Source organism: Paenarthrobacter nitroguajacolicus (assembly GCF_007786235.1).
GTDB lineage: Bacteria > Actinomycetota > Actinomycetes > Actinomycetales > Micrococcaceae > Arthrobacter > Arthrobacter nitroguajacolicus_A.
The window spans coordinates 33,959-53,371 of record NZ_VNFK01000001.1 but is presented as its reverse complement, the minus strand read 5'-3'; the positions used below and the strand labels follow the sequence as shown (position 1 = coordinate 53,371).

Genomic DNA, 19,413 nt, shown 5'->3' with positions numbered 1-19,413 from the left:
AAAACGCTACGTGGACAACAACGGCACCTAGGCAGGGACCGGCCTATCTAGGTGGTGATTATGGCCGAATTAGGTGCTGGATAGGTAGCACTAGGTGGTGATTAGAGGCAGCCTAGGTGGAGGGACTACTTCTCGAAAAGTTTTTCCACAACTGAAGAGAAATCGCCAACCACAGCTGCCCGCTTGAGCTTGAGCGACGGCGTCAGGTGTCCGGATTCGACGCTGAGCTCCGCCGTGATGAAGGCAAACTTCTTGATCGACTCAGCTGCGGAGACGAGCTTGTTGGCCTCATCCACGGCCGACTGGACGGCCGCCCTCACCCGGTCGTCGCCAGCGGCTTCCTTGAGGGTCAGGTCGCCGTACTTGTTCTGCTCGCACCAATCGGCCAAGCCGTCGGGATCGAGGCTCACCAGTGCCGCGACGAAGGGGCGGCCATCGCCCACCACTACTGCCTGACCCACCAAGGGGTGTTCGCGCAGCTTCTCTTCCAACGGACCAGGAGCCACATTCTTGCCCCCGGCTGTCACCAAGAGGTCCTTCTTCCGGCCTGTGATGGTCAGGAAGCCGTCGGCGTCGAGTTCGCCCAGGTCGCCGGTGCGGAAGAACCCGTCCACGAAGGCGGCCTCATTAGCTGCGTCATTGTGGTGATATCCCTTGAAGACGCCGATGCCCTTGACCAGGACCTCGCCATCCTGAGCAACCCGGATGGTGGTTCCGGGGAGGGGAATGCCAACAGTGCCGATGCGGGACATGCTGGGCGTATTGACGGTGCAGGGCGCCGTGGTTTCCGTCAGGCCATAGCCCTCCAGCACGGGGACACCGGCGCCGTGGAAGAAGTGGTTGTCCCGCAGGCTGAGGGGGCTGGCCCCGGAAACCGTGTAGCCCACATTACCGCCGAACACCTCCCGCACCTTGGGATACAGGAGCTTGTTGAACGCGGTGTGCTTGAGTCCCAACAACCAACCCGGACCGGTCCCTTGGCCACGCGCGGCGAGATCCACCGCCGTCGAATATTCCACAGCGGTTGCGGAGGCCGCCGAGAAGAGCGCGGACTTCCCGCTCATGGCCGCTTTGTGGTCGGCTCCTGCGTAGACCTTCTCGAAGATGCGGGGGACCGCCAGAAGGAACGTGGGCTTGAACGAGCCCAGGTCCGCCATCAGTCCGCTGGCGCCCGCACTGTGACCGAGTGTGATGCCTGCGGTGAGGCAAACAACCTGGACCGCCCTGGCAAGGACATGGGCCAGTGGCAGGAACATCAGCGTGCGTGCGCCCTGCTGCATGAGCAGTTCGGGGAGGAACGGGATAACGTTGCGGGCTACGAGGACAAAGTTGCCATGGGTGATTTCGCAGCCCTTGGGCTTGCCAGTGGTTCCAGACGTGTAGACGATCGAGGCGACGTCAGCCAGGTTCGCAGCGCTGCGTTGCCGCTCCAGTTCGGCGTCCATAATGCCGATTCCGACGGCGGAGACGCTGGTCAGGTTGGGGGCGTCGCCATCGTGTTCCATCCGGACAATGGTCACGGGGTCGTCGCCAAGTTCCGTGGACTGGTCCACCAAGGTATGGACCAGACCGGCCTTCGCAGCGTCCTCCACGAAGATGCGCCTGGCTCCGGAATCGGCCAGGATCCACTCAATCTGGCTCGCGGACGACGTCTCATAGATGGGTACGGTGACACCGCCGGCCATCCAGATGGCGAAATCGACCAGCGTCCATTCGAAGCTTGAACGGGAGAGTACCGCCACCGGATCGCCGGGGTTGAGGCCGCCGGCGATCAGGCCCTTGGCCAAGGCGGTGACGTCGGCAAGGAACCTGGCTGCGGAAACGTTAAGCCAACCGTTGGCCGTCTTGTGGGCATAGAGGATGCCGAACGGATCCTTGGCGCAGCGTTCCAGGAGGAGGTCCGTCACGTTGGTGTTCGGGTCGGCCTCGACCAGAAGCTCCGTGCTTGCTTCCCTCACAACTCGCTCACTTCCTGTACGGCTCTTTTGTTCCTAGATCCACGATGGCATCCACATTCTCATCCGCCACTCCTGGTAGCTGATCACTTCAGCCGTCAGCACCGGATAGAAGAAGGCCGTTGCCAGGACGGCCAGCACCAGGACAAGGCCCACGACGTAGAGACCGGACCGCCTCCGCCACGGTGGATCGCTGCTGCGGCCGAGCACCAACCCCAACACGTAGGTCAGGCCAAGCACCAGGAACGGCTCGAAGGACACCGCGTAAAAGATAAACATGGTGCGTTCCGGGTACATGAACCAAGGAAGATAACCCGCGGCTACTCCGGCCAGAATCGCACCGGCGCGCCAGTCCCTGCGGCCTGCCCACCAGAACAGCAGGATGACCAAAGCGATGGTCCCGCCCCACCACACCACTGGATTTCCCACGGGAAGGATGGCCGAGGAACAGGTCTCTACGACACAGCCGGCGGCGCCCTCTTTGGGGGACTGGTAATAGAACGACGTGGGACGGCCCATGAGCAGCCAGGTCCACGGGCTGGATTCGTAGGGGTGGTCCGAGCTGAGGCCCTGATGGAACTTGTACGCCTCAAGGTGGTAATGCGCCAGGGACCGTACCGAGTTGGGCAGCCAGTCCCAGCCCGGCGCTGGGTTGGTGGCCGCCCATTGACGGTAGTAAGCGTCCTTTGAGAGGAACCAGCCTGTCCAGGTGGCGACGTACGTAACAGCCGCAACCGGAATGATGGTCACGAAGGCGGGCAAGCCGTCCTTGATGATGGCCGCGCTGAACCAACTACGGATGCCGGCTACCCGGCGCGCGCTGATGTCCCACAGGACCGTCATGAGGCCGAAGGCGGCCACGAAGAACAACGCTGACCACTTGGTGCCTACAGCCAGGCCAAGGCAGAGGCCTGCCACGAGTCGCCACCATCGCATTCCAAGCCACGGTCCGGCCACCAGTTGGGTGGGTGAGGGGCGGCCTCCCGGGGAAGCAGCCGCTTGAGCGGCGAGCCTGGAAGCAAGACGACGGCGGCCGTCGTCGCGGTCCAACAACAGGGCGCCGAAAGCGGCGAGGATCCACAACGCAAGGAAGACGTCCAACAAGGACGTCCTCGACAACACCAGATGGTGCCCGTCGATGGCGAGCAGCACGCCCGCCACGACACCGAGCGTATGCGAGCGGAACAGTTTCAGGGCAATGAGGGACACCAGGAAGACGGTGAGCGTGCCCGCCAACGCAGCACCGAAGCGCCAGCCGAAGGGATTGTCCCCGCCAAACAGCCACATCCCGAACGCGATCATCCACTTGCCCACGGGAGGGTGGACTACATACTCCGGAGTGTTGAGGAGGACATCCGGGTTGCCGGCATTGAAGGAGTCGTTGGCCTTGGCGGGCCAGCTGCGTTCGTAGCCGCTCACCAGATAGGAGTAGGCGTCCTTGACGTAATACGTTTCATCGAACACGAGGCTGTGCGGAGCTTCGAGCCGGAAGAACCGGAGAATTCCCCCCAGGATTGCCGTGATGGTGGGGATCAACCAGAACCACAAGCGCAACGATGCCGGGTAGTCGCGCCAGCTCTGGATCCCGCCGATCAGGCGGGTCCTCAGCGCTTCGGCGGTGAAGGCCTCGGCCGGCCGGGCGATCCAACTGTGGCGTTCCAAACCCCGGCCCGGCAGCAGTCCGGAGGCACCTTCATTGCCTGAGTTCCGTCGCGCAAGAGGCCCCATGCCGCTTTTCGGGTCCACGCCCGTCTGCCGGGCGCTGGCATCCGCTGCGTCTACGGCCTCAGCAGGTGCGGGAGACGCCGGAGGATTGCCGGAAGCGGCGGCAGAAACGGGCGACGGGTTCACCCGCCCATGCTACCTGCCGATCCTTGCTGCAGCGTTGAACCCCGCGCGGCATTAGGCTTGGCAGGTGGACGAACAACGCAACACCCAGGACGAGACCTCCTTCAGCGATGACATGGAAGAGGCGACTCCTGCAGGAAGTCCCGATTCCGCCGCCACCACCGGAGTCGGCAGGATCGTGCTGGCGGCCACCCCCATCGGTAACGTGGGCGACGCATCCTCGCGTCTGGTGGAACTGCTGGCGACATCCGACATCGTGGCTGCAGAAGACACCCGCCGGTTGCACCGGCTCGTCACGGCGCTTGGTGTTGAGGTCTCCGGCCGCGTCATCAGCTATCACGAACATAATGAAGTAGCCAAGACCGGTGAACTCCTGGACTATGTACGCGCCGGCAAGACCATCCTCATGGTCAGCGATGCGGGAATGCCTGCGGTCTCGGATCCGGGGTTTCGCCTGGTGGAGGGGGCAGTGGCGGCCGGACTGACGGTGACCGCCGTACCCGGCCCGTCCGCAGTCTTGACGGCCCTGGCTCTCTCCGGGTTGCCGACGGACCGTTTTTGTTTTGAAGGGTTCCTGCCGCGCAAATCGGGGGATCGGAACTCACGCCTCGCCGATCTAGCCGGCGAACGCCGCACCATGGTGTTCTTCGAGGCGCCACATCGGCTCGAAGTGATGCTGCGTGCCCTGCATGAGCGCTTCGGTGCCGACCGCCGCGTAGCGGTCTGCCGCGAACTGACCAAGACCTATGAGGAAGTCATCCGCGGTACCCTGCGGGAACTTTTGGAGTGGGCTGAAAACAATGAAGTCCGCGGCGAGATTGCCGTGGTGGTGGGTGGTGCGCCTGAACAGGCACCCGGCAAGCCGGAAGACCATGTGGCGGCGGTGAACGAACTCATTTCGCAAGGCATCCGGTTGAAGGAAGCCGTGGCAGCAGTGGCCGACGACGCCCGTGTCAGCAAGCGGGAGCTGTACTCCGCCGTCCTGGCGGCACGCTGACGGAGGCTGTGCAGGTGCACAAATTGGCGATCACTTGGCAGTGCGTGAAGGCGTAGACACTGCTTCTCGCGGGGCAGTACCGTGGCAGTAATTCAAGCCACTTCCGGCAACGAACCCCAGTGGTGCAATTCTCCAAAGCACCCAAGACGAAGGAGTCGCCATGACTGTCACGGTTGAACGCGAAAGCGAACTGCTGGCTTCCGTCCCCACCGGCCTGCTGATCAACGGTCAGTGGCGCCCGGCCGGATCCGGAAAGACCTTTGATGTTGAGGACCCTGCCACGGGCAAGGTCCTGCTCAGCATCTCCGACGCTGGCGCTGAAGACGGCGCCGCCGCCCTCGACGCCGCCGCTGCCGCCCAGGCTGACTGGGCCCGCACCGCGCCGCGCGAACGTGGCGAAATTCTGCGCCGCGCCTTCGAGCTCGTCACCGAACGCGCCGAAGACTTCGCACTGCTCATGACCCTCGAAATGGGCAAGCCCCTCGCCGAAGCCCGCGGTGAGGTCACCTACGGTGCCGAGTTCCTGCGCTGGTTCTCGGAGGAAGCCGTCCGCGTGTCCGGCCGCTACTCCGCAGCTCCGGACGGCAAGAACCGCCTCCTCGTCCAGAAGAAGCCGGTGGGTCCCTGCCTGCTGATCACCCCGTGGAACTTCCCGCTCGCCATGGCCACCCGCAAGGTAGCCCCCGCCGTCGCCGCTGGTTGCACCATGGTGCTCAAGCCCGCCAACCTGACCCCGCTGACCAGCCTGCTGTTCGCTCAGGTCATGCAGGAAGCCGGCCTCCCCGCTGGTGTCCTGAACGTCATCCAGACCTCCACCGCCGGTGCCGTCACGGGCCCGCTGATCAAGGACGACCGGCTCCGCAAGATCTCCTTCACCGGCTCCACCCCGGTGGGCCAGGCACTGATCCGCGAAGCCGCGGACAAGGTCCTGCGCACCTCCATGGAACTCGGTGGAAACGCCCCGTTCGTCGTCTTCGAAGACGCCGACCTGGACAAGGCCGTTGAAGGCGCCATCGCCGCGAAGATGCGCAACATGGGCGAGGCCTGCACCGCAGCGAACCGCTTCATCGTGCACGAATCCATCGCGGATTCCTTCGCGGAGAAGTTCGCCGCCAAGATCGGTTCCCTCACCACGGCCCGCGGTACCGAGGCAGAATCCAAGGTGGGACCGTTGATCGACGGCAAGGCCCGCGACGGCGTTCACGCCCTGGTCACTGAAGCCGTGGAAGGCGGCGCGACCGCCGTCACCGGTGGTGCGCACGTGGATGGCCCCGGCTACTTCTACCAGCCCACCGTGCTGAAGAACGTCGCCGCCGACGCCCGCATCCTGCAGGAAGAAATCTTCGGACCGGTAGCGCCGATCATCACCTTCTCCACCGAAGACGACGCCGTTCGCCTGGCGAACAACACCGAATACGGCCTGGTTGCCTACGTCTTCACCAAGGACCTCAACCGCGGCCTGCGTATCAGCGAACGCCTCGAGACCGGCATGCTGGGCCTCAACGCAGGCGTCATCTCCAATGCCGCCGCACCGTTCGGTGGCGTCAAGCAGTCCGGCCTGGGCCGCGAAGGCGGCTCGGAAGGCATCGAAGAGTACCTGTACACCCAGTACGTAGGTATCGCGGACCCGTACGCCGACTAGGCTGCGCAGGCTCCAGTCCGCCGCTCTCGCAACAAGAACGGCAGACAAACGCAAGGGCCCGGCTCCGGAACCACAAGTTCCGGAGCCGGGCCCTTCGCTGTCCCCTTAGCGGCGTAGCGGCAGCAACCCTCGGAGCGCCCGCCACCATCGGGCCACTGCCCGTCCTGCTGTTCTTGCCAATGTTCCAACCGCCCGGAAAGGCGCACCGAGGGCATGGACCCAACGCTGCATCATCGACGGCGGCAACCAGTCCGCACGGAAGCGCACCAGCCAGCGTGCATTATTCCGCAATGCTTCGCGGACGACGGCGATGCGGGCCGCCGCTGCCGGTGCCACCGCTGCTTGGCGACCATAGCGTTGCCGTTCGAAGTCCGAGGTGAGGGAGGCAACCGCGGCGTGAGCGGCGTCGTCGATTCCTCCTATGTCTCCCAAGGCGGTGCTTGAGCGGAGCCTGGCGGAGAAGTGCCGCGGGGTCTCGCTGGGCGCGGACGGTACGCCGTAGTCGGTGGCCAGGTCCTGCAACTCCGCCCACGCCAGCTCCGGGGCAGGATCCGTGAAACCGGGGGCTCCGGGCTCGGCTTCATCCGGCGGTTTCCGGTTCAGGCGGCGCCGCCGCAGGACCGTCCTGCTGAGCCTTGGGGACCAAAGGAATCCAACGAGGAGCAACACCCCGGCTGCCGTGGCACCTATCGCGGGGAGCGGGTTCACGCTGGCGGAACCGGCGGCTGGCGTCTCGACTCCCGGGATCGGTACAGGAGCAGTTGCGGGCGGCGCCGGAGTGGTCAGGACCTCTTTCTCATCCGCGTTGGTGCTCAGGTTGCCGGCTACGGAGCTTTCCGTGGCGTATTCGGGAACAACGCCCCGTGAAGGCGTGGGCTCAAAGGGAACCCAACCGAGGCCTTCAAAGTACAGCTCAGGCCACGCGTGCGCATCACGTGCGTCTACCTCGTACTCCGGGAACGAACCCTGGCCCACCAAGGCAACCGACTCGCCGGTGAGGCGACCTGGGGCATAGCCCACGGCGATTCGGCTGGGGATGCCTTCGGCCCTTGCCATGACGGCCATGGCGGAGGAGAAGTGAACGCAGTAACCGCTCTTCACTGCCAGGAAGTCAGCCAGGACGGAGAGGCCATTGCCGTCGTAGCCATTCTGCACGGGCGCCTGCAGGGAGTAGGTGAACTCGGCAGAACGCAGGTATTTCTGGATCGCCAGGGCCTTGGCGTAGTTGCTGCCCGCCGAGGCCGTCACTGTGTCGGCTGTCTGACGGACGATGTCCGGCAAGCTGCCGGGAATCCTCAGGAAGTCCTCCGAGATGCCGCTGGGGGCGGTCGTGGCTTGAGACAACGCCTGCGCCGTGACCTTGGGAGCGGCAGAGAAGACCACGTACCGCTGGGCACGGGTGGTGGTCTCCGTGCTCATGATGCTCAAGGTGGCCGGATCCCAGGTCCAGCGTCCGTTGAGGCCGTTCACCGATGCTGGCGCGAACGGAGCCGGGAGGTACGGGCTGGTGAACAGCCCCGCATTGACGGACGTGACGGCATTGACCACTTCACCCTGGACGGCGTACCCCGTCTCGATCCTGTCGGCACCTACGCGCCGCTCTGCCGCACGGTCGTCAGGGGCCCAGGTTTCGCCGTCGAAGTGGTCAATGGTCACGGACCTCAAATACACGGGCGCGCTGGAGCTCGTGGCGTAGGTGATGCGGCCTGACCCTGTGGGACTGCGGAGGCTGTTGCCCAACGTGATCATGGGGTTGAGCCCGTTGGAAGTGCCCCACGGACTCAACCGGGAACCTTGCGGGAAGGTTCCGGTCTCGAAGCCTGGAATCGCCAAAGGGGCGACCATGGTCAAGGCCAATGCCAGTCCGCCGGTTACCACCGATCGCCGGAACTGGCCGGCGCCCCGCCCGGAGCCGGACTGCAGCCGTGCGTCCGGCGCGAACCAATGGCTGCAGCCGAGAATGAGGAGGTAGCCCACGGCCGCGCCAATGAACCCGGCCATTCCGACGCTCTGGGGTTTGATGGTGGCCGGAACCACCATGACGGCAAGGAGTCCAATGCCGCTTGCTGCCGGCATCGCCAGGGGGACGGCCAAAGCGTCGATCAAGATCACCAGTAGGCCCAGGCAGGCGCACATCACGAAGACGATCCCTGCGTTCGGTGCCACCGGGGCGCTCTCGGACACGACTGTTTCTGCCGCCCGCTTGATCAGGCGGCCGACGGCGGTAAAGGTCCCCGTGGTGGGGATGAAGCCCGCCAGGCTGTCCTGGCGGGCGAAGATGAAGCTAAGCACACCCGCGAGAGTGGCAAAGGACCCCAGGGTGGCAAGGAGCGGTTGGGCGCGGAGGGCCCTGAGGATGGCCAGCGCCAGCGACACCGCAACCACCGTGGTGATCAGTGGCATGAACCATGCCCAGCCCCTGAGGACGCCGTTCAGGGACAACGCGGCGCCCAGCACCGCCAATGCGATGGATCCCGCCATGACCCATGGGTAGGGCCCTGGTCCTGGCGCTTGCGGGCGCCGGGGACTCCCGGATTGGTTCCGTGCGGCGCCACCGGCCGCAGCGGTTGCTTCGGGCGTGCCCCGGTGGGATGTAGCGGTCATCGTGGCACCGCCGCTCCGCGCCGTACGTCCATCGCAGCTCCTGCCGCGGCCACGATGCCACCCTCATCGAATGCCGACCAAGCCGCCGTCAAGTGGGTTTTGGACGTCACTGCGGCCACCCGCCAGCCCGCGATGCGGAGGATCTCCAGCACATCATCGTTATTTCGTGAAGCGTCCGTCACCACCAAGGCGAAAGCGTTGGCGCCATAGGCTGCCGCGGGCGCCAAGGCCCTGGCTTCGGCGAGCGTCATGTTTCCCACCAGCGCCAGGAGGGGACCTCGCAAACGGTGAGCCGAGAGCTTATCCATGAGGTGGTCGTCAAAAGCTGAGTCGGCAGTGTCCCCTTGCGCGCCGGGGTCCCGGTGCTCGCCGCCATGTTGCTCGGACCGGTGATGTTCAGCCCTTGCGTGCCGGGGGCCGCTGAGCTCTATGGCGGCCAGTCCTTCTGCGATGGCCTGCAAGCCACCCGCACCGGAGAACTCCTCCGTGTCCGGCTCCGGTGCAGAACGCGACCGGAGGAACGCAGGGTTGCCAAAGGCGTCAAGGACCCGGAGAGAGTAATTCCATTCCGCCAAGTGGGCAGTGACGGACATGGCGGCCGTGACAATCCACTCGAAATTGGGACTGGTCACCAGGTCCGAGTCTTCGTCGTGGCTGCCGAACACTGACCCCGCTCCGGCAGCGAAGGCGGTAAAACGTTGGTCCAGTATGAGGGTGGCTTCCGGCGTGGTCACCGATTCTTCCTGGCGCACCATGAGTTGCCCGTGACGCGCCGTGGCCGCCCAATGTACGCGGCGCATGGGATCTCCGTGCCGGTATTCGCGGGTCATGATGTCGTCATCACTGGGGTTCGCGCGGATGCGCGTTGCCGTCACACCGTCGTTGCCGCGCGCTCCCGCCAGGCCCGTGACGGGAAGTTCGACGGCGGCCGGCGTCACGGTGAGGATGTCGCCGTCGTCGATTGAATGCCGGCGCAGCGACAAACCGAAGGGATCACTGAACTCCGCAGTCACCGGACCAATCCGGAACTGTCCCCGCTTCCCCGAGCGCAAATGGTACTCGTAGCGGCTGGTGCCGCCGGAGGCGGATCGCGCCGGGAAACGGAAAGCGGGTGGCTCGCCAAAACGGGGAGGCAATTGCTCCTCCATGATCACGTGTCCCGTGGAATACGAAGACCGCGCAACGGCCAAGCGGACAGTGGTGGTACTTGCCGTTTCCACCGTGGATGGATTGAACTCCCGGTACACCTGGAATTTTGGTTTGAGTACGCGGACACCGGCCAGGGAGACCAGTGGCAGGAGGAGCAACAGCACAGCCAGCGTCAGGAGGTCGCGCCGGCCCATGACATAGGCACACCCCAGGGAAAGCGCCCCGGCCGCCAGCAGTCCCCAGCCACGGTTGGTGAACAAGTGCTTGGGAAGCCGATCCACGAGTGCCATTAGCTGCCTGCCTCCTAAACGGCGTGCCTGTCCCTGCGCCACGCACCGGGCGGTTCCTGGGCAACCGGCAGGGAGGCAAGGATGCCCCGAAGGATGCTCTGCGGAGTATCGCCCGAGCTTGCTGCTTTGCGGTCCAGGATGATGCGGTGGGCGAGCACCGATTCGGCCACGTCCACCACATCATCCGGGAGGACGAAATCACGGCCATCCAGTGCGGCTGTGGCCTTGGCCGCCCGCAACAACTGCAGCAAGGACCGGGGACTTGCGCCCAGGCGGAGCCGTGCGCTGTCGCGGGTGGCACGGCCGATGGCCACCGTGTACTCCTTGATGGCAGTGGACACATATACCTGCTGGACCGTGGAGACCATTGCAGCAACGTCGCTGGCCGTGACCACCGGAGTCACCTTGACCAGTGGCGAGGACGCCTGGTGCGTCTCCAGCATCTCGATCTCGGCGTCCTTGTCCGGGTAGCCCATGGAAATTCTCGCCATGAAACGGTCGCGCTGGGCCTCGGGCAACGGATACGTGCCCTCCATTTCAATGGGGTTCTGGGTCGCTACAACCATGAACGGCAACCCCAGTTGGTACGAATGTCCATCCACCGTGACCTGGTGTTCCTCCATGCATTCAAGGAGGGCGGACTGGGTCTTGGCCGAAGCCCGATTGATTTCATCGCCGATCACGATGTTCGCAAACACTGCTCCGGGGCGGAACTCGAACTGCCGGGAGGACTGGTTGTAGATGGACACACCGGTCACATCGGAGGGCAGCAGGTCCGGGGTGAACTGGATGCGGGAGACCGTACAGTCCACCGTCCTTGCCAGGGTCTTGGCCAGAAGGGTCTTTCCAACGCCGGGAACGTCCTCCAGCAGAAGATGGCCTTGGGCGAGCAGGACGGTGAGCGCGAGCTTGGCAGCCTCCGCTTTCCCGTCGATGACCTTGTTGATGGAACCGAGGATGCGCTCGCTGGCATCATGGAACCGTTCCGCGTCCATAACCTGCGGCTTGTGCCCGTTGAGTCCGGCGCCATCCCGTGGCAGCGCGGTGTAAGCCTCGCCCTGGAGAGGGGAGGGTTCAACGGTGACTTGTCGCTTGGACTCCATGAAATGCCCTTCAGCCGTGGCCACGGTGGCAACAAAACTCCCGGTGTTGGCCGCCTGTCCGTTCCAGACTACCCAGCAATTGGCCGTAGCTGACATAGTGCTCCGGGGAATTTATGTGCCAAGTGGAATTTATCGCGGCCGGGGGAGGACCACGGTCCGAATAAAGTGGAAGCATGTGCAATTCCCTCGCCCCTGCTCCGTACCGTGCGTCATCAGGCGCAACAGAAGAAACAGATTCCCGCAGGGAATACCCGCCGGCACCTGAGCCACTGCCCGTGCCGGTGATGGATAACCACACCCACCTGGACTTCCGGCACGGCCTGCTGGAGGTCTCCGTTCGGGATGCGATGGACTCGGCGGAGGCCGTGGGCGTGCAAGGGGCCGTGCAGGTGGGCTGCGACCTCGAATCCTCCCGTTTCACCGTGCAGGCCGTGGACGCTGATCCGCGACTCCTTGGCGCCGTGGCGATCCACCCCAACGACGCGCCGGTTTACGCAGGCCGCGGGGAGCTGGAATCGGCGCTCGCTGAGATCGAAGAACTGGCAGCCCACCCGCGTATCCGCGCCATTGGCGAAACCGGGTTGGACTTCTTCCGTACCCACGGCGACGGCCTGGTGCATCAGCGCTACTCCTTCCGTCGCCACATTGACATCGCCAAGCGGCTGGGGCTGACCTTGCAGATCCACGACCGTGACGCTCACGACGACGTGGTCCAGGTCCTGCGGGAAGAGGGAGCGCCCGAGCGCGTCGTTTTTCATTGCTTCTCCGGGGATGAGGAACTGGCCCGGATCTGCAACCGGAATGGTTGGTACATGTCCTTCGCTGGGACCATGACCTTCAAGAACGCGGGAAATCTTCGCGGAGCACTGGCCATCGCCGAGCCTGCCAGGGTCCTGGTGGAAACCGATTCGCCATTCCTGACGCCGCACCCATACCGTGGCCGGCCGAACGCGAGCTACATGGTTCCCTACACGGTTCGATCCATGGCGGAAGTGACAGGAGATGACCTTTCCGAACTCTGTTCACGACTGGCTGACAACACGCTGCAGGCCTACGGATCCTGGGGCTAGAGAGGCTTTGACGGTTCCCCGGCCGTCCTTGGCGTGGATACCGGGTATGCAGAAATCTTGGTTGGTTTATAACGGATCGGTTACTGTGTTAAACAAGTAGCCGGGGTCGGGGAAGGCCTGCGGACAACTGGTTCGGTTAATTCCGGACCCATCAGTTGAATGTATTTTGGCGGCGCAGATGCCGGCAGCAAGAGTGGGACCAGGCTTTACGGCCTGGCCCCTCAGTTTTGCGGCTGGCATTACCTTTGTGCTTTTCCCCGTGCCCGGATGGTCTGAGAGTTATGGGCAATCGTGATCAAGTTCTTCACAACGGATGGCAAGTTCAGCTTCCTCAAGGTTGGTGCCCAGTTGCTGGTTGTCGCAGCGCTGGTGGTGGGTGTTGTCGCCTTTGTGGGCAACAACAAGACAGTCACCCTCAACGTTGATGGCAAGGTGAGCTCCGTCCAGACCTTTGGCGGCACCGTTGACCAAGTGGTCAAGGCAGCCAAAGTGGAACTGAAGGACTCCGACCGCATTTCGCCCGCCCTCGACGCCCGCGTTGAAAACGGCTCCGTGGTGAACATCAACCTTGCCAAGGCCGTGTCCATCGAGTTGGACGGCGCCCGGAAGACCGTCAACACGACTGCCCCTGACGTAGCCGGCCTGGTGAGTGAACTCGGCGTCGCCAGTTCCTCCGAAGTTTCCCAGCCGAAGGAAGCTTCGCTGGAAGTGACCGGTTCCTTCGTCTCCATCTCCACGCCCAAGACCATCAGCGTGGTGGCCGACGGCAAGGACACCAGCACCACCACGACGGCGGCCGATGTCGCCACCGTCCTCAAGGACGCAGGCATCACCGTGGGCGCCAATGACCGCATCTCCCAGCCCGGGAACGCTCCCGTCATCCAGGACATGGTGATCAAGGTCTCCCGCGTGGACACCAGCAAGACCGCCGAGGCCACTGAAGAAGTGCCGTTCGAAAGCGTCAAGACCGAAACCGCCGAACTCTTCAAGGGCGAAGAGAAGGTAACCCAAAAGGGTGTAGCCGGGTCCTTGGTCAAGAGCTTCAAGCTGGTCCTCGTTGACGGACGCGAAGCTTCCCGCACGCTGGTCTCCAGCAACGTGACCACCAAGCCGGTAGCCGAAAAGGTCAGCGTCGGCACCAAGGCACGCCCCGCAGCTACGCCCACCAAGGCAGCTGCAGCGGCCAGCAGCGGCCCCACGGGCGCCCCGAACGAAGCCATGTGGGACAGGATCGCCCAGTGCGAATCGGGTGGAAACTGGTCCATCAACACGGGTAACGGGTACTACGGTGGGCTGCAATTCTCCAGCCCCACCTGGCTCGCCAACGGTGGCGGAGCGTACGCTCCCAACGCCAGCCTCGCCTCCAAAGCACAGCAGATCGATATCGCCAACCGCCTCTACGCCAAGAACGGCCTCCGCGACTGGGGCTGCGCGCACGCAGCCTGACCCCGCACAGGCGATACGATACCTAGGTGACTGAACCGAATTCCGAACCCGCCGCCGTCGCGCCTTTGCTGGGCGCCACAGACATCCGACGGCTTGCCGAGGAAATCGGTGTACGCCCCACGAAGACCTTGGGGCAGAACTTTGTGATTGACGGCAACACGATCCGCAGGATCGTGGCGGCTGCCAATATCGACGCCGGCGAAACCGTCCTGGAGGTCGGTCCGGGGCTGGGTTCCTTGACGCTCGGTTTGCTGGACGCAGCCAAAACCGTGGTGGCGGTGGAGATCGACCCCGTGCTGGCCGAAAAGCTGCCCGAAACCGTGCGTACTTGGCGGCCCGAGGCGGAAGACAACTTCCACCTGGTCCTGTCGGACGCCATGAAGGTGACGGAATTGCCTGTGCCTCCCACTGCGTTGGTGGCCAACCTGCCCTACAACGTGGCCGTTCCGGTGGTCCTGCACCTCTTGCAGCATTTCCCCAGCCTCCAGCATGGCCTGGTCATGGTGCAGGATGAGGTGGCCGACCGCCTTGCTGCAACTCCTGGTTCCAAGATCTACGGCGTGCCGTCGGTTAAGGCGGCTTGGTACGGACACATGCGCAAGGCAGGTGTCATTGGCATGAACGTTTTCTGGCCGGCACCGAAGATCCACTCGGGGCTCGTGGCGTTCACCCGCCACGATCCGCCCGAAACCCACGCCACCCGCGAGCAGGTTTTTGCCGTTATCGATGCCGCCTTCGCCCAGCGTCGGAAAACCCTTCGGGCCGCACTGGCCGGTTGGGCCGGAAGCGCTGCAGAGGCCGAGCGGTGCCTTGTTGCTGCAGGCGTCGACCCGACGGCGCGCGGCGAGGTCCTGGACATCTCTGCCTACGTCAAGATCGCCGAAGCCCGCCACCCCGTGGACGCATGAACCCGGGCACCCGCAAGCCAAGCAGCCTCCCCTTCGTGGGGGAGCGCTTTCATGCCCGGACGGTCCGGGTCAAAGCTCCCGGGAAGGTCAACGTCTCCCTGAGCGTCGGGCCGCTCCGGCCTGACGGTTACCACTCGGTGGCCAGCGTCTACCTTGCCGTTTCCCTGTACGAGGAAGTGGCGGCCACCAGCACCGAGGCTGAAGGAATTACCGTCAGCATCAGCCCCGACAGCACGCTGGACCTGGACGGCGTCGACATCCCGTTGGACGAGCGCAACCTCGCCTACAAGGCCGCAGCCATCATGGCGGAGATGTCCGAGAAACCAACCGGGGTGCACCTCGAAATCACCAAGCGCGTGCCGGTGTCCGGCGGCATGGGCGGGGGCTCGGCAGACGCCGCAGCAACCCTGCTTGCCTGCGATGCCCTGTGGAACAGTGGTCTGTCCCGCGAAGAATTAGCTCATCTGGCAGCCGAGCTGGGTGCCGACGTGCCGTTCTCGCTCCTGGGTGGCACCGCCGTCGGGCTTGGCGTGGGTGACAAACTGTCGCCCGCCTTGGCCAAGGCGCAAACGGATTGGGTCCTTGTCTTCGCAGACTACGGACTCTCGACACCCGACGTCTTCCGCACCCTTGATGGACTCCGTGATTCCGAAGGCGTGGAAATTCCCGAGCCCGTGGACGTGGATCCCACCATCCTCCAGGCACTACGCAACGGCGATCCAGAGACTCTGAGCCGGGTGCTCATCAATGACCTCCAGCGCGCTTCCATCACCTTGGCGCCGCAACTCCGTGACACCATCGGACTTGGCGAAGCGCGGGGCGCCCTGGCCGGCATGGTGTCCGGCTCCGGTCCAACCATCGCGCTGCTGGCCAGGGATTCCGTGGCTGCCAGCGTTCTTGCAGATGAGTTGACGCACCGTGGCCACACAGCCCTGGCGGTGCACGGCCCGGTGCCGGGCGCCCGGATCATCTCCGATACCCTCCTTTAGTACCTCCCGCATTCCAGCCTGAGAAAGTAGTACCCATTGGCCCACCTGCTTGGCGGCGAAAACCTCACCGTTTCGTTCGCGACCCGCACTGTCCTCGACGGCGTTACCCTCGGCTTGGAGGATGGCGACCGCATCGGCATGGTGGGCCGCAATGGCGACGGTAAGTCGACCCTCATGCGCCTCCTGGCCCTCCGGTCCACCCCGGATTCGGGCCGCGTCACCAAACGTGGTGACGTCAACGTCGGCTACTTGGACCAAGGCGACGTACTCGACGGCGACCTGACCGTTGGCGCTGCGATTGTGGGCGACCGCGCGGATCACGAATGGGCGGCCAACGCCAAGATCCGCGAAGTCATGGGTGGCCTTGTGGGCGACGTCGATTGGCACGCCAACGTCCATGCTCTCTCCGGCGGACAGAAACGCCGCGTTGCGCTGGCCAAGCTCCTCATCGAAGACCACGACGTCATCATGCTGGACGAACCCACCAACCACCTCGACGTCGAAGGCGTCGCCTGGCTGGCCCGGCACCTGAAGACACGCTGGCGCGCCAACCAGGGCGCGTTCCTGGTGGTCACCCACGACCGCTGGTTCCTCGATGAAGTCTGCAATTACACCTGGGAAGTCCACGACGCCATGGTGGACATGTTCGACGGCGGATACGCCGCCTACGTCCTGGCGCGCGCCGAGCGGGACCGCATGGCCGCCGTCGTCGAAGGTAAACGCCAGCAGCTGGTCAAAAAGGAACTTGCCTGGCTGAGGCGCGGCGCGCCTGCCCGTACCGCCAAGCCGAAATTCCGCATCGAAGCCGCCAACGACCTCATCGCAGACGTGCCGGATCCTCGTGACTCGGTAGCGCTCAGCAAGATGGCCACGGCCCGGTTGGGCAAGGACGTGCTGGACCTAGAAAACGTGACGTTGGACTTCCAAGGCGGCGAGGACGGCCAAAAGCTGTTCAACAACATCACTCTGCGACTTGCCCCGGGCGAACGACTCGGGCTGGTCGGCGTCAACGGAGCCGGCAAGTCCACCCTCCTGAAACTGCTCAACGGTGAGATCCAGCCGACCTCCGGCAAGGTAAAGCGCGGCAAGACCGTGGTCACCGCCGTGCTCACGCAGGACGTCAAAGAGCTGGACGACGTCTCGGATTTGCGCGTAATCGAAGTCATCGAGCGCGAAAAGCGGTCCTTCAGCGTGGGCGGGAAGGAATTCACCGCCGGACAGCTGGTGGAACAGCTCGGCTTCACCAAGGAAAAGCAGTGGACCCCCGTCAGCGACCTCTCCGGTGGTGAGCGACGCCGACTCCAGCTCTTGCGCCTGCTGGTGGGGGAGCCCAACGTGCTCATGCTCGACGAACCCACCAATGACCTGGATACCGACACCCTTGCCGCCGTCGAAGACGTCCTGGACGGATGGCCCGGGACGCTCGTGGTGGTCAGCCACGACCGCTACCTCCTGGAACGCGTCACAGACAACCAGATGGCTTTGCTCGGCGATGGCAAACTCCGTGGCCTGCCCGGGGGTGTGGACCAGTACCTCGAACTGCGTGAAGCCGCCTTGGCGTCGGGCGCTGTTGGTGGGGGATCCGGTGCGCCGACTTCTGCCAGCGGCTCTTCTTCGCCCGCTGCCGCTCCGTCCGGTGCCAGTGAAGCCGAGAAGCGCGAAGCCCGCAAGGACCTCAACAGGATCGATCGTCAGCTTGGCAAGATCGCGCAGCAGGAGGAGAAACTCCACACGCAGATGGCAGCGAAGTCCGAATCCGGTGACTTCGATGCCCTGGCTGAGCTCAACGCCAAGCTGCAGGAGTTGCTGGAGGAGAAAGAGGGCCTCGAGCTCGAATGGCTGGAGGCCGCCGAAATCCTCGGCGAGTAGGGTAGGGGCTGCCAGCGCCGCTCCGCGACCCCCGGTTCCCGACGCTCTCTCACGTCCCGTCGGTTTTTGGGGGTCGCTCTCTCACGTCCCGTCGGTTTTTGGGGGTCGCTCTCTCACGTCCCGTCGGTTTTTGGGGGTCGCTCTCTCACGTCCCGTCGGTTTTTGGGGGTCGCTCTCTCACGTCCCGTCGGTTTTTGGGGGTCGCTCTCTCACATCCCTTCGGTTTTTGGGGGTCGCTCTCTCACGTCCCGTCGGTTTTTGGGGGTCCCTCTCTCACATCCCTTCGGTTGACGACGCCGGCTCGTAGCCGATGAGCCAACGCAATCCGTGGCGATCGACTACTTGGCCGTCTGACGCACCCCATGGCTTCGGCTCAAGCGGGTCCAGAATTCGACCGTCGACTGCGAGCTTGTCGAACCATTCGTGGAGGACTGCGGGTTCGGCTGCTCCCAGCAACGAGAGCATGGCGCCTTCGATCTTGACGGCCTCTTCGCCATCCGCGGCATCCGATCCACCCAAGGAGACGATTCCGCTGAGGACTCCATGGGCGATGGCCTCGGGAGGCCCATCGGTACGTCCGAAGTCCCGGTACGAATGCAGTGAAAGTTCGCCTCCGAAGACTTCTGCGTAAAAGCCAAGAGCATCGCGAGCTGTGCCGGGAAAACTGATGTAGATCTGGGGCGCCGTCATGAGCAAAGCATACAAACTGACCGGTGCGTTAGGGATGTGAGCGAGCGTTGGGTGGGTGCGTTAGGGATGTGAGCGAGCGTTGGGTGGGTGCGTTAGGGATGTGAGCGAGCGTTGGGTGGGTGGGGGTGGGATGTGAGCGAGCGTTGGGTGGGTGCGTTAGGGATGTGAGCGAGCGTTGGTTGTCACCCGGGGATTAGCTGTCGGAGCGGAGTTCGGGCTCCTTTTGCAACCCGGTCAGCCCGTTCCACGCCAGATTCACCAGGTGGGCGGCAACGGCCCTCTTGTCCGGCTGGCGGCTGTCGAGCCACCATTGGCCTGTCATCGCCACCATTCCGACGAGCATCTGTGCGTACATGGCACCGTCTGCAGCGCTGAAGCCCCGGCGCGCGAACTCGTCGGAGAGCAGGTGTTCCACCCGGGCAGTGACGTGCGAGAGCAGCGTCGAGAAGGCGCCTTCGGGCTGTGAGGGCGGGGCGTCCCGCATGAGGATCCGGAAGCCATCGGTCCGGTCTTCGATGTAGCCGAGGAGTGCCAAGGCGGCGCGTTCAACCAGGACGCGGGGCTTGGCCTCGGTGCTGAGTGCCTCGGTGATGGAGTCCAGGAGGATCCGGAATTCGGTCTCCACGACCTGCCGGTACAGCCCTTCCTTGGAGCCGAAGTGTTCATAGATCACAGGCTTGGAAACCCCGGCAGCGGCGGCGATTTCCTCGATGGTGGTGCCATCCAAACCCCGCGCTGCAAAGAGTGCACGGCCAATGCCGATGAGCTGTGATTTTCGTTGCTGCCCGGTCATCCTGACTCGAGCTGCCGGAGCCGTGGGAGCGTGCTCGACGGGGTTGATGATGGCCGCCGT

Annotated in this window: 14 protein-coding genes; 7 read left to right on the top strand and 7 right to left on the bottom strand. The window is 64.2% G+C overall.

Annotated elements, in window-relative coordinates:
- Window positions 1-125: 125 nt before the first annotated feature.
- Together FQP90_RS00195 and FQP90_RS00190 are read right to left on the bottom strand one after the other, a co-directional pair.
- Window positions 126-1,958 (bottom strand): AMP-dependent synthetase/ligase, encoded by a 1,833-nt coding sequence (locus FQP90_RS00195; protein WP_144647516.1) that lies wholly within the window; start codon window positions 1,956-1,958, stop codon window positions 126-128.
- Window positions 1,959-1,991: 33 nt separating this feature from the next.
- The gene (locus FQP90_RS00190) at window positions 1,992-3,683 is read right to left on the bottom strand and encodes a dolichyl-phosphate-mannose--protein mannosyltransferase (RefSeq protein WP_434371747.1); all 1,692 of its coding nucleotides are present in this window, start codon (window positions 3,681-3,683) and stop codon (window positions 1,992-1,994) included.
- Window positions 3,684-3,918: 235 nt separating this feature from the next.
- On the opposite strand from FQP90_RS00190, the gene rsmI reads away from it, so the two are divergent.
- Together rsmI and FQP90_RS00180 are read left to right on the top strand one after the other, a co-directional pair.
- Complete coding sequence (gene rsmI / locus FQP90_RS00185) at window positions 3,919-4,800, top strand: 16S rRNA (cytidine(1402)-2'-O)-methyltransferase (protein ID WP_144648063.1); 882 nt, start codon at window positions 3,919-3,921, stop codon at window positions 4,798-4,800.
- 160 nt (window positions 4,801-4,960) lie between these two features.
- Window positions 4,961-6,442 (top strand): NAD-dependent succinate-semialdehyde dehydrogenase, encoded by a 1,482-nt coding sequence (locus FQP90_RS00180; RefSeq protein WP_144647512.1) that lies wholly within the window; start codon window positions 4,961-4,963, stop codon window positions 6,440-6,442.
- Between the two features lie 105 nt (window positions 6,443-6,547).
- On the opposite strand, the gene FQP90_RS00175 is transcribed toward FQP90_RS00180, so the two are convergent.
- From FQP90_RS00175 to FQP90_RS00165, 3 genes are read right to left on the bottom strand one after another with little or no spacing between them, the layout of a single operon-like run.
- Window positions 6,548-9,046 (bottom strand): transglutaminase TgpA family protein, encoded by a 2,499-nt coding sequence (locus FQP90_RS00175; protein ID WP_144647510.1) that lies wholly within the window; start codon window positions 9,044-9,046, stop codon window positions 6,548-6,550.
- Entirely contained in the window at window positions 9,043-10,485 is a 1,443-nt protein-coding gene (locus FQP90_RS00170; protein WP_144647508.1) for a DUF58 domain-containing protein, read from the bottom strand. The genes FQP90_RS00175 and FQP90_RS00170 overlap by 4 nt, the downstream gene beginning before the upstream one ends.
- 14 nt (window positions 10,486-10,499) lie before the next feature.
- Window positions 10,500-11,588, bottom strand: coding sequence for an AAA family ATPase (locus tag FQP90_RS00165; protein WP_144647506.1), 1,089 nt, complete (start codon window positions 11,586-11,588; stop codon window positions 10,500-10,502).
- Between the two features lie 173 nt (window positions 11,589-11,761).
- On the opposite strand from FQP90_RS00165, the gene FQP90_RS00160 reads away from it, so the two are divergent.
- From FQP90_RS00160 to FQP90_RS00140, 5 genes are all read left to right on the top strand, one after another.
- On the top strand, window positions 11,762-12,658 hold the full coding sequence (locus tag FQP90_RS00160; protein ID WP_144647504.1) for a TatD family hydrolase: 897 nt from the start codon (window positions 11,762-11,764) through the stop codon (window positions 12,656-12,658).
- 291 nt (window positions 12,659-12,949) lie between these two features.
- Window positions 12,950-14,104: a resuscitation-promoting factor gene (locus tag FQP90_RS00155; RefSeq protein ID WP_144647502.1), complete on the top strand. Its 1,155-nt coding sequence runs from the start codon at window positions 12,950-12,952 to the stop codon at window positions 14,102-14,104.
- A 26-nt stretch (window positions 14,105-14,130) separates the two neighbouring features.
- Complete coding sequence (gene rsmA / locus FQP90_RS00150; protein WP_144647500.1) at window positions 14,131-15,012, top strand: 16S rRNA (adenine(1518)-N(6)/adenine(1519)-N(6))-dimethyltransferase RsmA; 882 nt, start codon at window positions 14,131-14,133, stop codon at window positions 15,010-15,012.
- Window positions 15,009-16,001 (top strand): 4-(cytidine 5'-diphospho)-2-C-methyl-D-erythritol kinase, encoded by a 993-nt coding sequence (locus FQP90_RS00145; protein ID WP_144647498.1) that lies wholly within the window; start codon window positions 15,009-15,011, stop codon window positions 15,999-16,001. The genes rsmA and FQP90_RS00145 overlap by 4 nt, the downstream gene beginning before the upstream one ends.
- Window positions 16,002-16,037: 36 nt before the next feature.
- Complete coding sequence (locus FQP90_RS00140; RefSeq protein ID WP_144647496.1) at window positions 16,038-17,870, top strand: ABC-F family ATP-binding cassette domain-containing protein; 1,833 nt, start codon at window positions 16,038-16,040, stop codon at window positions 17,868-17,870.
- Window positions 17,871-18,143: 273 nt separating this feature from the next.
- On the opposite strand, the gene FQP90_RS00135 is transcribed toward FQP90_RS00140, so the two are convergent.
- Window positions 18,144-18,560: a VOC family protein gene (locus FQP90_RS00135; protein ID WP_144647494.1), complete on the bottom strand. Its 417-nt coding sequence runs from the start codon at window positions 18,558-18,560 to the stop codon at window positions 18,144-18,146.
- A gap of 193 nt (window positions 18,561-18,753) precedes the next feature.
- Window positions 18,754-19,353, bottom strand: a complete 600-nt coding sequence (locus FQP90_RS00130) for a TetR/AcrR family transcriptional regulator (protein ID WP_144648062.1) — start codon at window positions 19,351-19,353, stop codon at window positions 18,754-18,756.
- Window positions 19,354-19,413: the final 60 nt, after the last annotated feature.